The following is a 12,605-nucleotide window of genomic DNA, read 5'->3' as shown; positions in this document are numbered from 1 at the left end:
CTCAGTGCACCTCCCCGGCAGCGGCATCGAGCACCGCCAGTCGCTGGCGGACATACTGTTCGATGCGCGGCTGCAGTCGGGTCTGCAGGGCGCGACCATAGGCCTCACGCGCGCCGGCGCTGTCGCCCAGCGATTCCAGCGACAGGCCCAGGCCCATCCACCAGGGTCCCCGGTCGGGCAGCAGCGCCAGTGCCCCGCGATAGGCGGCCACCGCGTCCGCGGCACGACCGCTGCGCTGGTAGACGCCGGCCAGCAGGGCGAGATAACCGGCATCGTTGCCGGCTTCGGGCAGGGCGCCCTCCAGAACGCCGATCGCGGCGGCATCCTGACCACGCTCGGCCAGCAGCCGCCCCTGCAGCCGTGCCAGTCCGGGCCGGGTCGGATTGCGCGCCAGGCCCTCGGCCAGTACCCGCTCGGCCTCGGCCAGCCGGCCCTGGTGCACCAGCACCCCGGCCAGGGTTTCACGGGCGCGTACATGGTCCGGATCGGCGGCCAACGCCCTTTGCAGCGCGGCCTCCACCTGGCCGAGTTGTCCGCGACCGAAGGCGCGCACCGCGTCCGCGTAGGCCGCTTCGGCCTGCTCGGCGGGCGTGGGCGTGTGCACCGACTTGCGCATCGCCGGCGCAGGCGTCGGTGCCGCCTCGCGCACCCGTACGGGTGCCTTCGGTGTTGCATCGCCCGCCGTCGGCGCTGGCGCCGCGGCCTCGGGCCGGTCTGCCGGCCCGGGGGTCCCGGCAGGCACCTGATCGTTGCCGGCGGCAGGTTCCTGGGGCGCCGCACTGTCCGCGCCGGCATCCGACGCTGCAAGCTGCGCGTTTTCCGGCATCGTTTCCGCTCTGGTCGTCGCTGGCACCGCTGCCGGAGACGCGACCTGGATGCTCGCCGGTGACGCCGTACCCGGCGCGGCCTCATCCGCGGACGCCAGCCACCAGCCGACAGCGGCGGCAGCCGCGATCAGGCCCAGTCCGGCCAGGGCGATCGGCCAGCGCAGCCCGGCTTCCGGTCCGTTGGCCGGCGCCGCGCGCAGGCCCTCGAGCGTGTGTACCGCGGCAGCGGCATCGCCGCGGCGCTGCTCCAGATCACGCAGCATCTGGTTGACCAGGCTCACGGCAGCCCTCTTCCCAGCCAGGCCGCAAGGCTGAGCGCGGTCAGCGAGCCGAAGCTGCCGAGCAGCGCCGGCCAGCCGAAGCGTGGCAGGTGCTCGGCGTCCTCGGTATCGGCCGCGGCCAGGCGCACGTGACGCGCGCTCACCTGCGCCGCCCCGGCGCCATAGGCCGACATCAGCGCCTTGTGGGCAAGGATGTTGATCAGGCGCGGGATGCCGCGGCTGGCGCGATGCAGCAGACGCAGTGCGCCGCGATCGAAGAGCTGGAAGCGGCTGGCACCGGCGCGGGCCAGCCGGTGCTGTACATAAGCCGCCGTTTCGGCAGCCGTGAACGGCCGCAGGTGATGCGAGAACACGATGCGCTGCTTGAGCTGGCGCACCGAGCGTGCCGACAGGCGCTCGTCCAGCTCCGGCTGGCCGAACAGCACCACCAGCAGCAGCTTCTCGCGCTCGGTCTCCAGGTTGGTGAGCAGCCGCAGTGCCTCCAGCGAATCGTCGGGCATGGCCTGGGCTTCGTCGATGACGAGCACCACCCGCCGGCCATCCGCGGCGAATGCCATGAGACGTTCGCGGATCAGCCCCAGGAGGCGGTGTTGGCCGATGTTGCGCGCGAACTGCAGCCCCAGTTCCTCCGCCAGCGCCATGCGCAGTGCGGTCGGATTCAGGAAGGGATTGGGGATGTAGGCACTGACGAAGTCCTCGTCGAGGCCGTTGAGCAGCTTGCGGCACAGCAGCGTCTTGCCGGTACCGACCTCGCCGGTGACCTTGATGAAACCCTCGCCGCTGCGCAGGGCCACGGTGAGTACGTTCAGCGCCTCCTGGTGACCCGGCGACTCGAAGAAGTAGCCGGTGTCGGGCGTGATCCCGAATGGCCGGTCCTGCAGTCCGAAGTGGGCGCGGTACATGCGGACTGCCTCAGTGGCGGGGCAGGTCCATGGCCTGCACGCGTTCGGCGCTGGCGCGCAGCGCCTCGGACCAGGAATCGACGCCGTTGGTGACAATGGGCCGCAGCAGGATGACCAGTTCGCTCTTGGTGCGCGACCGGCGCTGATGCTGGAACAGGTTGCCGACCACGGGCATGTCGCCGAGCACGGGGGTTTTCGCCGTTTCGTCGCGCTGCTGGTCCTTCATCAGCCCGCCGATCACCACCACCTGGCCGCTGCGGGCGCGGATGATGGTGTCCGACTCGCGGATGCTCGACAGCGCCAGGGGCACGGACAGGGTGCTTTCGGTGGAAACGTTGATCTCCTTGGTCTTTTCCTTGACCTCGCTCACCGTCGGGTGAATGTGCAGGATCACCTCGCCGTTGTCGTCGATCTGCGGAATCACGTCCAGCGCGACGCCGGAGAAGAAGGGCGTCAGCTGCACGTTCACCGTCTGGTTGAGCGCGCTGACGCCGGTGGTGTTGGTCTGGGTGTCGATGTCGGTGACGAAGAACTCGTCGGTACCGACCTTGATCACCGCCTTCTGGTTGTTGACCGTCGCCACCCGCGGACTGGACAGCACCTGCACCTTGCCCTGGGTCTTGAGCAGCTCGATGAAGGCATTGAAGTCATTGAGGTTGAGATCCAGCGTGAAAACGCCTCCGAGCGCCGTGGTGGCCAGGCTGGTGACATTGGTGCCGGGCGACAGCACCGGGGTGCTGCCGGCCAGCGCCGAGGTGCCGTTCTCGAACACGTTGCCGCCGCCGGTCTGGCCGGCCTGGATGGTCTCGCCCTTCGCGGGTCGGCCGATGGCCGCCCAGTTGATGCCGGACTGGAAGCCATCGTTGAGTTCCACTTCGATGATCTTCGCCTCCAGAATGACCTGGCGTGCGACCACCTTTTGCAGGGTATCGAGGAAGTGCTGCACGTCGCGCAGTTCGCCGGGCATGGCGCGTACCACCACGATGCCGGCCTGGGGATTGACCACCACGCGGCGCCCGTCTTCCTCACCGATCAGCATGCGCAGGGACTCCGTCAGTTCGTGCCAGAAGTCGGCATCGGACCGGGTTTCCACCTCGCTGCCGGAAACGGCGCCGCCGGTGCTCGAACTCGTGGTTTCGGTGTCGCTGTCGGTGTCGGATTCAGTGCCCGAGTTGCCGACGTCGGTGCCGCTGATCTGACCGGAGCTGACACGGGTGCGCGAGGCACCGATGCGCTGGATATTGAGATAGTCGATGCGGAAGATGCGCGAGCGCATGCGTGCCGGCATCACCTGATACAGGTTGCCGCGGCGGTGGAATTCGTAGCCGTAGACGTCGCGCAGGGTCTGCATCACCTCGTCCACGGTGACGTTGCGCAGGTTCAGCGACAGCTTGCCCGCGACATCCGGATGTACCACCACGTTGTAGGGCGTGCCCTCGACCAGGCCCATGAAGAAGGCCCGCGCCGGCATCTCGTTGACGGCGACGTCGAAGCGCGGTTCCACCACACGCGGGGTCGGTACCGACAGTTGCAGCGGCGGCAACAGGGCCGCGCTGACCTCCGGTGGCGGCGTCGCGGGCGCGGCGGCCGGCGGGTTCTTGAGGCTGTCGTCGATGGCGCCCAGGTTCGGTGCCAGTTCGCGGCTGTCCCGCGCCGGATTCATCTGGCAGCCGGCGGTGACGAACAGCGCGCCGCCGAGCAGCAGTCCGAGCGCGATGGATGGTTGTGTCGGTCGGTTCATGGCTTGGCCTTGATGGCAGTGGGCAGCAGACGCAGCGTGAAGCGCTGGCCGTCTGCCTCCAGGGTGACTTCGGTGTGGCGGATGCGGCGCACACGGGCGTTGCCGATGGCATCGCCCTCGCGGACCTCGCGGCCGTTGATGAATGCCCGCCGGTCGCCGTTGCGGATACGGGTGGCGCTCAGGGTCCAGCCGCCGGAACGGCCGCTGGCGGCCGCCGTGCCCAGCGGCTCGCTGGGGGCGGTGGGGTCGCCGAGCGGCGCGGCCTGGGACGGGGTGCCGATCAGCGCGAGCAGCAGCAGCCAGGCATTCATGCATCACCTCCGCGCATGCCGAGCGTGTAGAGATCGATGCGGATCCGCGCCCGCGGATGCCCGGTGCTTTCCAGTTCGAAACGATCCCACATCAGCCGCCAGGGCAGCGCTTCGAGTTCGGCGAGGTAATCCAGCGCGGCGAGATAACTGCCCTCCAGCTCCAGGTGCAGGTCATAGCGCGCAAAGCCGGTCGCCGGGTCAGCGGTCTCGTCTGCGGGCCAGGGGGTCAGGTCGCCGGTTTCCAGGGCCAGCAGGCGCAGGTCGCGATGGCCGCGCAACAGGTCGCGCAACAGGTGCGCGGCCTGACGCGGTTCGAGCAGGGTACCCAGGCGACTTTCCAGTTCGGCGTGGCGCGCAGCCAGCGCCGCTCGCAGTTCCTGCAGCCGGGCCTCACGGCTGGCAATGGCCTGGCTGCCGTCACCGGCCATTTCGCGGGTCTGGATCTCCAGCGTGGCCAGCCGGCTCTCCCACTCGGTGATTTCCAGCCGCCGCTGTTCCAGTTGGCGCAGGGCAGGGTCGATGAACAGGCTGTTGAACAGGAACCACGCCAGCAGCAGCCCGGTGCCGAGCACGATCAGACGCTCGCGCAGCGACAGCGCGTCCAGTCGTTCCAGCCAGCCTTCGACGCGCGCGGGCAGCTTCATGACGCCTCCCCTTCGCCGGCCCCGCCGAGAACGAAGTGCAGGGCACGCGGGTCCTCGCCGGCGCGGTTCATGCGCACCTGCGACAGCGGCGAGGCGGCCAGCCGCGGGTCCTGATTGAGCAGTTCCAGGTAGCGGGGCACCAGCCGTGGATCCAGCGTCATGCCCGAAAGACGGGTGCCGCCGCCGGACTGCAGGCGGATGCCGGTCAGCCAGAGGCCGGGCAGCCGGTGGCGGGCCAGCGCCTCGAGGCGAGGCGAGAAGCCGCCCTGACCTGGCACCACCAGGGTGTCGATCGCGGTCAGCAGCCGCTTGCCCTCCGCAAGCTGCCTTTCCAGTCGTTCGATTTCGCGGTCCAGCCCGGCGAGCCGGGCACGGGCCTCGGGATCGACCAGGCGTGCCAGTCCGGCCGCCTGCCGTTCGTAGGCCTGGGCCAGCGTTGCCGCGCTGTGCGCAGCGCGCGTGGCCTGGAAGCTTGCCGCCACCGCCCAAAGACCCAGCGCCAGCACCGCCAGTGCGAGAATCTGCATCAGGGTCCGCCCCGAGAGCAGATGCTGCTCGCGGCGGAAGACGGGCTGGTAGAGGTTGACCTGCTGTTGCATGGACTCCGATGACCCTGTGGACCTGTGTTTGTGCCAGCCGCAGGTGACTGACTCGCGGAGGGTTTCACGCGCCGCCGGCGCGCGGCCGCACGTTCCCGGCCAAGCTGAAGCAAGGTTCGGACCAGCGCGCACCATGGTGACCGGTGTGTACCGGATCGGGGCCAGAAAGAAAAGGGAAAACAGTCAGATAGGCTTGAGGTCAGTTGCCGCAGCCACCGCCGCCGGGCGCTGGTGGCTGGTTGAGGACCAGGGTATCCGTCAACTGGCTGACGTTTCCGAGGCCATGGCGGCGAAGGTAAGCCGCGATGCCGGCGTTGATTTTCCGGCAGATGAGGGGATCGTAGAAAAGTGCGGTGCCGACGCCGACGGCGGTCGCGCCGGCGATCAGGAATTCCAGGGCGTCCTCGGCGCTGGTCACGCCGCCCTGGCCGATGATGGGGATGCCGTGCGGCCGGCACACCTGGGCCACCTGGTGCACCTTGAGCAGGGCCACCGGTTTGATGGCGGGTCCGGACAGGCCGCCCTGATTGTTGCCGATGACGGGGGTGCGCGATTCGATGTCGATGGCCATGCCCATCAGGGTGTTGATGACGGCGAAGGCGTCGGCGCCCGCATCGATGCAGCGGCGGGCATTCTCGGCGATGTCGGTCTGGTTGGGGGAGAGCTTGGTAATGAGCGGCTTGCGGGTCGCCTTGCGGCAGGCCTCCACCACCCGCGCCGACATGTCCGGGTCGTTGCCGAAGGCCACCCCGCCCTCCTTGACGTTGGGGCAGGAGATGTTGATCTCGATGGCGTCGATGGGCGAATCCTCGAAGCGCTCGGTGACCCGAACGTACTCCTCGACCGTCGATCCCGAGACATTGGCGATGAATCGGGTCTCCGAGAAATCCAGGGTCGGCAGGATCCGCTCGACCACCGCGTCCACGCCCGGGTTCTGCAGGCCGATGGCGTTCAGCATGCCGGCCGGCGTTTCGTAAACCCGGTGTGGCGGATTGCCCAGCCGCGGCTCGCCGGTAGTGCCCTTCAGGCAGACGGCACCGACATCGCGGTTGGAAAAGCCTTCGACGCGGGTGTACTCCTCGCCGAAGCCGACACAGCCCGACAGCAGCACCAGCGGGCTGGCGAAACGCAGTCCGCAGAAATCCAGGGCGAGCAGTTCAGATTCTTCGGGCGTCATGCAGCGGGCCGATACAGGACTCGAGAGGGAAAACGGGGCCGATGGCGGCTCGGATGGCCGGTAGAATACCGGAAACCGTCGTGCTTGTACCGGTACCCATGTTCCATGTGATCCTCTATCAGCCGGAGATCCCGCCCAACACCGGCAACATCATACGCCTGTGCGCCAACACCGGTTGCCGCCTGCATCTGGTGCGCCCGCTGGGCTTCGAGTTCGACGACCGCCGCCTGCGCCGCGCCGGGCTCGACTACCGCGAATGGGCCGAGGTCGCCCTCCACGACGATCTGGATGGCGCGCTGGCCACGCTGCCGGAGGCGCGCCTGTTCGCCCTTTCCACCCGCGGCCACACCCGCCACGACGGGCCCTGCTACCGCCCCGGCGATGCCTTCCTGTTCGGACCCGAAACCCGCGGCCTGCCGCAGGCCCTGCTCGATGCCCTGCCACGGGAACGGCGCTTGCGCCTGCCCATGCGGCCCGGCAATCGCAGCCTCAACCTGTCCAATGCGGTGGCGGTCACCCTGTTCGAGGCCTGGCGGCAGCTGGGGTTCGAGGGTGCGGAATGAGTGCCCACCCGCTCGCCCCGGGTAGGATGGGCAAAGCGAAGCGTGCCCATCAGAAAAACTACAAGTGCGCCACGGACGACACGGAAGGCACGGATCCAATCAACTGCTAGGCTCTCGCAGCTGACGCCGTAGCCGGGGTGGAGCGGAGCGCAACCCGGGGACAACCGCGTTTCCCGGATTACGGCCCTGGGGGCCTGCGTCCGGGCTACAGGATGGGCGGGAGCCGCGCTTTCTTCCGCCCCTGCCGGGCGGCTTACTTTTCTTTGCCCGGCCAAAGGAAAGTAACCAAAAGAAAGGCCGCCCCGCTGCCGCCCCCTTCGGGTGCCCTGCGCTTCTCGCGGGCCGCGGGGCCGCGCGCAACTCGCTGCGCTCAGACACTCGCGCGGCCTGATCCGCGTCCCGCTGCGATGCTCGGGGCGGCAGAGGGGACCGGAACCCGGGTCGGTGGCCGGTCTGGCTGCCTGCCAGCCCGGCATCATTCTTCTGTCCGTGCCTTCCGTGTCGTCCGTGGCGTTCTTGCGGGGTTCTGATGGGCACGCTTCCCTTTGCCTATCCTACCCAGGGGTGACCGGCCGGGCACTCACAAGGTCTCCGCCTTGGGCTCGCGGGTCAGCAGCTCGCGCACCGCGGCCTTCGGGGTCAGGTCTTCGTACAGCACGCGGTACACCGCCTCGCAGATGGGCATCTCGATGTCGTGCTTGTGGCCGAGCTTGTGGATCTCGCGGGCGGTGGCGGCGCCCTCGACCACCTGGCCGATCTCGCGCTCGGCTTCGGCGCGGTCGCGGCCCTCGCCCAGCGCGAGGCCGAGGCGGCGGTTGCGGGACTGGTTGTCGGTGCAGGTGAGCACCAGGTCGCCGACGCCACCGAGGCCCATGAAGGTCTCGCGCCGGCCGCCGAGGGCGACGCCCAGGCGCATCATCTCGGCCAGGCCGCGGGTGACGAGGGCGGCGCGGGCGTTGGCGCCGAAGCCGAGCCCGTCGGAGATGCCGGCGGCGATGGCGAGCACGTTCTTGATGGCGCCGCCCAGTTCCAGGCCGATGACGTCGTCGCTGGTGTAGGCGCGGAAGGTCTCGCCACGCACGCGTCCGGCGAACTGTTCGGCCAGTGCCGGATCGGCACTGGCCACGGTGGCCGCGGTGGGCAGGCCGGCAGCGACCTCGCGGGCGAAGGTCGGTCCCGACAGGACCGCGCAGGCCCGGCCGGGCAGCACCTCTCCGGCGACCTGGTGCAGCAGCTTGCCGCTGGCCATCTCCAGGCCCTTGGTGGCCCAGGCCAGCCGGGCGTCGTCACGCAGGCCATCCGCCATGCGCGTCAGCACTTCGCGGAAGGCGTGGCTGGGTACCACCACCAGCAGGTCGCGGGCGGCCAGCGCCTGCGCCAGATCGGCGGTGGGGGCGATGCGCTCGGGCAGCGTGAAACCGGGCAGAAAGGCGCGGTTCTCGCGATCCCGGGCCATCTCGGCCATGGCGTCGGCGAGATGGCCCCAGAGACAGACGCGATGGCCGTTGCGGGCGAGCAGCAGGGAGAGGGCGGTGCCCCAGGAACCGGCCCCGAGGACCGAGATGTCGGCCGCGTCCATCGGCCTCAGTGTTGCGCGTTGCCCGGATCGACCTGTGCCTGCACGTTTCCTGCGGCCTGCTGGGCGTAGAGGGCGTCGAAATTGATCGGCGCCAGCAGGAGCTGCGGAAAGCCGCCGCGGTTGACCAGGTCCGCCACCGTCTCGCGGGCAAAGGGATAGAGGGTGTTGGGGCAGAAGGCGCCGAGCATGGGCTTGAGTTCTTCCTCCGCAAAGCCGGCGATGGTGAACACGCCGGCCTGCTGCACCTCGGCCAGATAGGCGGTCTTGTCGCCGATTTTCGCGGTCACGGTGAGGGAAAGGACGACCTCGAACACGGTATCGGTTACCGGGCGCGACTCGCTGTTGAGGTTGAGGTTGATTTCGGGCTGCCACTCCTCGGTGAAGATCTGGGGCGAATTGGGCGTTTCGAAGGAGAGGTCCTTGACGTAGATCTTCTGGATCGCGAACTGCTTGTCGCCGGCGTTCTGGTTTTCTTCGGACATGGGTCTTCCATCCTGTGGGTTGCGGCGACGGCCGCCGGCCGTCGGGTGATCGAATGTGGGCCATGGTAGCGCGGCGGACCGCGCCGCGACAGCCGGCCCGCCTATTCGGTGGCCAGGCCGAGCAGGGCGTCCAGCCGCCCCGCCCGTTCAAGGGCATAGAGGTCGTCGCAGCCGCCGACATGGGTGTCGCCGATGAAGATCTGCGGCACCGAGGTGCGGCCACTGCGCCGTTCCATCTCGGTCCTGAGTCCGCTGTCGAAGTCGACGCGGATGTCCTCGTAGGGCACGCCCTTGGCGTCGAGCAGCATCCGCGCGCGGACGCAGTAGGGGCAGAAACGGGTCGAATACATGACCACGGGCGGGGGGTTGTCCTGATGCTTCATGGTACTTTCGCTGCTTACTTGCGCGTAACGGGGAGGTTGGCGCTTTCCCAGGCCATGATGCCCCCTTGCAGGTTGTAGACCTTGCCGAAGCCGGCCTTCGCGAGCTGCTGGGCAGCGGACATGGAACGGTTGCCACTGCGGCAGTAGACGATAATGGGGCGGTCACGGTACTTCTCGAGTTCCGAGAGGCGCTCGGGCAGCTTGCCCAGCGGCAGGTGCAAGGCGTGCGGCAGATGGCCCCGGGCGTACTCGCTGTCTTCCCGGGTGTCGAGCACCAGCGCATCCTCGTGGTTGATGGCCTGGGTGGCGGCCAGCGGGCCGATCTGGGGAATGCCGTAGCGCCGTCGCCGGATCTCGCCACCGACCAGCAGGCCCAGCAGGACCACGAAGGTCAGGGACAGGATCCAGTGACGGGCGACGAATTCGATGAACTGCTGCATGGAGACTCGCTGCGAGTGAACGGGAACCCCGCCCGGCCGCGGCGGCCGGGCGGATGAAAGCGGTGCGGAAGGCTACCGGCTGCGGGAGCAGAACACCTCGCGCATCATGCCGATCAGTGCCAGGGTACGGGCGTCACCGACCCGGTAATAGACCCGGTTGGCGTCCTTGCGGGCGGTGAGGATGCCCTTGTCACGAAGAATGGCCAGATGCTGCGAGATGTTGCTCTGCGAAGTGCCGACGTGTTCGACGATGTCCTGGACGCTGACCTCGCGGTCGCCGAGCGTACACAGGATCTTCAGCCGCAGCGGGTGGGACATGGCCTTGAGCGAGCGCGAGGCGCGCTCGATGTCCTCGTCGCGGGAAATCAGTTCCTCGCTCGACATTTCCGCATTCATGGGATCTGCACTCATGATACCCCCCTCGACGGGCGCACAAAGGATGGACAAGCAGCACGGGCCGTCGGACACGGCATGCCTCCCCTACGCTGACTTTCATAAAAGAAACATTATACAATAATAAGCCGTTCTACCAGTGTGGCGATGCCGAGGGCCGCGTTTCGGCGTTTTCCCACCCCGTGTACCGGATGCTTGGCCGTGTACCCCCTTGGCGGGGCCGCGCGGACAATTTAGACTTATTCCAAACATCGAGTTCAAGAGGAAGCTGACGAGCCCATGAGCACGCCGAAACCCATGGTTCTGGTCATCCTGGACGGATGGGGCTACAGCGAGGACCCGGACTTCAACGCCATCGCCGCGGCCCGCAAGCCGGTATGGGACCGGCTCTGGGCGGAATATCCGCACACCCTGCTGCGCACCTCCGGCGCGGCCGTGGGGCTGCCCGGTGACCAGATGGGCAATTCCGAGGTGGGCCATCTGAACCTCGGTGCCGGCCGCGTGGTGTACCAGGAGTTCACCCGCGTCAGCCGTTCCATCAAGACCGGCTCCTTTTTCAGCAACCAGACGCTCACCGACGCCGTCGACCTGGCGAAGGCCAACGGCAAGGCGGTGCACATCCTCGGGCTGCTGTCCCCGGGCGGCGTGCACAGCCATGAGTGTCACATCCATGCCATGGTGCAGCTCGCGGTCGAGCGCGGCGCCGACAAGGTCTATCTGCACGCCTTCCTCGACGGCCGCGACACCCCGCCGCGCAGCGCCGAGGCCTCGATCAGGCTGATGGAAGACAAGTTCCGCGAATTCGGCGGCGGCCGCTTTGCGTCCATGATCGGCCGCTACTACGCCATGGACCGCGACCATCGCTGGCCGCGCATCCAGGCCGCCTACGATCTCATCACCCTGGGCAAGGCCGAGTACGAAGCGCCCGATGCCCTCACCGGCCTGAAGATGGCCTACGAACGCGGCGAGTCCGACGAGTTCGTCAAGGCCACGGCCATCGTCCCGCCCGGCAGCGAGCGGGTGCGGGTGGAGGACGGTGACGTGGTGGTGTTCATGAACTACCGCTCGGATCGCGCCCGCCAGATCACCCGGCCCTTCATAGAGCCTGATTTCGACGGTTTCGAGCGCAGTTACTGGCCCCGGCTGGGCCGCTTCGTGTCCCTGACCGAGTACAACTCCGAATTCGACATCCCCGTCGCCTATCCGCCGGAGCGCCTGCAGAACGTGTTCGGCGAGTACGTTTCCAAACTGGGCCTGCGCCAGTTGCGCATCGCCGAGACCGAGAAGTACGCGCACGTGACTTTCTTTTTCAATGGCGGCATCGAGGAACCCTTCGAGTTCGAGGACCGCATCCTGGTGCCCTCGCCCAAGGTCGCCACCTATGACCTCAAGCCGGAGATGAGCGCCTACGAGGTCACCGACAGGCTGGTCGAAGCCATAGAAAGCCAGCGCTACGATGTGATCATCTGCAACTACGCCAATCCCGACATGGTGGGTCACACCGGCAACTTCGACGCCGCGGTCAAGGCCATCGAGGCCATTGACGAATGCCTCGGCCGCCTGCAGCACGCCCTGCATCGAGTCGGTGGCGAGATGCTCATCACCGCCGACCACGGCAACGCCGAGAAGATGCGCGACCCCGAGACCAACCAGGCTCACACTGCCCACTCCACCAACCCCGTGCCCTGCGTCTATGTGGGCAGGCCGGCGGAAATGGCCGACCGCGGTGCGCTGTGCGATGTCGCCCCGACCATGCTCTACCTGATGGGTCTGGAAGTGCCCCCGGAGATGACCGGCACCTCACTGGTGCGCCTGCTCGACGACCGGCATGCACCGGCGGAACTGGAGCAGCGCGGCGCCTGAGGGGCCTTGCCGCACGGGGCGGGGCCTGGCCGCCGCCCTGCTGCTGGCGCTGCTCCCGCCACCGGTTCCGGCGGCCGATCAGGACGCAGAGGCCGCCGCGCGCCGACTTGCCGACCTGCGCGCCCGCATCGAGTCCCTGCGCAGCGAGCTGTCACGCAACCGGGATCGCGAATCGCGCCTGGCGGCCGAACTGGCGCGTCTCGAGGGCGCCATCGGCGCGTCCAGCCGGGCGTTGCGTCGGCTGGACGCCGAGCGGGCTGCCCGGCGTCAGCGGCTGGAGGCGCTGCGCCGTTCCCGGGCCGAGGCCCGGGCACAACTGGACCGTCAGACCGTGGCCCTGCGCGAGCAGGTGCGGAGCGCCTACGTTCTCGGCCGCCAGGCCCGGATCAAGCTGCTGCTCAGTCAGGAGGATCCGCAGCG

14 protein-coding genes and 1 pseudogene are annotated in these 12,605 nt (G+C 68.3%); 3 read left to right on the top strand and 12 right to left on the bottom strand.

The annotated features are described in order from the left end of the window. Window position 1: 1 nt before the first annotated feature. From MVF76_RS07110 to MVF76_RS07080, 7 genes are all read right to left on the bottom strand, one after another. A complete protein-coding gene (locus MVF76_RS07110) occupies window positions 2-1,108 on the bottom strand; it encodes a tetratricopeptide repeat protein (RefSeq protein ID WP_297528109.1) in 1,107 nt (368 codons plus the stop codon). Continuing rightward, window positions 1,105-2,010 (bottom strand): ExeA family protein, encoded by a 906-nt coding sequence (locus MVF76_RS07105; RefSeq protein WP_297528108.1) that lies wholly within the window; start codon window positions 2,008-2,010, stop codon window positions 1,105-1,107. Before MVF76_RS07105 ends, MVF76_RS07110 begins: the two co-directional genes overlap by 4 nt. A 10-nt stretch (window positions 2,011-2,020) precedes the next feature. Then, complete coding sequence (mshL, locus tag MVF76_RS07100) at window positions 2,021-3,751, bottom strand: pilus (MSHA type) biogenesis protein MshL (RefSeq protein ID WP_297528107.1); 1,731 nt, start codon at window positions 3,749-3,751, stop codon at window positions 2,021-2,023. After that, window positions 3,748-4,062 (bottom strand): general secretion pathway protein GspB, encoded by a 315-nt coding sequence (locus MVF76_RS07095; RefSeq protein WP_297528106.1) that lies wholly within the window; start codon window positions 4,060-4,062, stop codon window positions 3,748-3,750. Before MVF76_RS07095 ends, mshL begins: the two co-directional genes overlap by 4 nt. Next, window positions 4,059-4,706: a type II secretion system protein GspM gene (locus MVF76_RS07090; RefSeq protein ID WP_297528105.1), complete on the bottom strand. Its 648-nt coding sequence runs from the start codon at window positions 4,704-4,706 to the stop codon at window positions 4,059-4,061. The genes MVF76_RS07095 and MVF76_RS07090 overlap by 4 nt, the downstream gene beginning before the upstream one ends. Next, window positions 4,703-5,305 carry a PilN domain-containing protein gene (locus MVF76_RS07085; RefSeq protein ID WP_297528104.1) on the bottom strand — a complete coding sequence of 201 codons (603 nt, stop codon included), beginning with the start codon at window positions 5,303-5,305 and terminating at the stop codon, window positions 4,703-4,705. The genes MVF76_RS07090 and MVF76_RS07085 overlap by 4 nt, the downstream gene beginning before the upstream one ends. Window positions 5,306-5,504: 199 nt before the next feature. Further along, window positions 5,505-6,482, bottom strand: a complete 978-nt coding sequence (locus MVF76_RS07080) for a dihydroorotate dehydrogenase (RefSeq protein ID WP_297528103.1) — start codon at window positions 6,480-6,482, stop codon at window positions 5,505-5,507. 98 nt (window positions 6,483-6,580) lie between these two features. Here MVF76_RS07080 and MVF76_RS07075 point away from each other — a divergent pair, with 98 nt between their 5' ends. Then, complete coding sequence (locus tag MVF76_RS07075; RefSeq protein ID WP_297528227.1) at window positions 6,581-7,045, top strand: tRNA (cytidine(34)-2'-O)-methyltransferase; 465 nt, start codon at window positions 6,581-6,583, stop codon at window positions 7,043-7,045. Window positions 7,046-7,625: 580 nt separating this feature from the next. Here the strand turns inward: MVF76_RS07075 and MVF76_RS07070 are convergent. From MVF76_RS07070 to MVF76_RS07050, 5 genes are all read right to left on the bottom strand, one after another. Then, a complete protein-coding gene (locus MVF76_RS07070) occupies window positions 7,626-8,624 on the bottom strand; it encodes an NAD(P)H-dependent glycerol-3-phosphate dehydrogenase (protein ID WP_297528102.1) in 999 nt (332 codons plus the stop codon). A 5-nt stretch (window positions 8,625-8,629) separates the two neighbouring features. Further along, a complete protein-coding gene (gene secB / locus MVF76_RS07065) occupies window positions 8,630-9,106 on the bottom strand; it encodes a protein-export chaperone SecB (RefSeq protein ID WP_297528101.1) in 477 nt (158 codons plus the stop codon). A gap of 101 nt (window positions 9,107-9,207) precedes the next feature. Continuing rightward, window positions 9,208-9,489, bottom strand: coding sequence for a glutaredoxin 3 (grxC, locus tag MVF76_RS07060; protein WP_297528100.1), 282 nt, complete (start codon window positions 9,487-9,489; stop codon window positions 9,208-9,210). A gap of 14 nt (window positions 9,490-9,503) precedes the next feature. Further along, window positions 9,504-9,929: a rhodanese-like domain-containing protein gene (locus MVF76_RS07055; RefSeq protein ID WP_297528099.1), complete on the bottom strand. Its 426-nt coding sequence runs from the start codon at window positions 9,927-9,929 to the stop codon at window positions 9,504-9,506. A gap of 72 nt (window positions 9,930-10,001) precedes the next feature. Then, entirely contained in the window at window positions 10,002-10,340 is a 339-nt protein-coding gene (locus MVF76_RS07050) for an ArsR/SmtB family transcription factor (RefSeq protein ID WP_297528098.1), read from the bottom strand. 261 nt (window positions 10,341-10,601) lie between these two features. On the opposite strand from MVF76_RS07050, the gene gpmI reads away from it, so the two are divergent. Together gpmI and MVF76_RS07040 are read left to right on the top strand one after the other, a co-directional pair. Further along, window positions 10,602-12,185 carry a 2,3-bisphosphoglycerate-independent phosphoglycerate mutase gene (gpmI, locus tag MVF76_RS07045; protein ID WP_297528097.1) on the top strand — a complete coding sequence of 528 codons (1,584 nt, stop codon included), beginning with the start codon at window positions 10,602-10,604 and terminating at the stop codon, window positions 12,183-12,185. After that, window positions 12,151-12,605: pseudogene (locus MVF76_RS07040) on the top strand (hypothetical protein); the annotation flags it as partial. The gene gpmI and the pseudogene MVF76_RS07040, both read left to right, overlap by 35 nt.

This window comes from Thiohalobacter sp., assembly GCF_027000115.1.
Taxonomy (GTDB): Bacteria; Pseudomonadota; Gammaproteobacteria; order Thiohalobacterales; family Thiohalobacteraceae; genus JALTON01.
The sequence above is the reverse complement of the archived record's forward strand: the minus strand, read 5'-3'. Positions and strand labels throughout refer to the sequence as shown.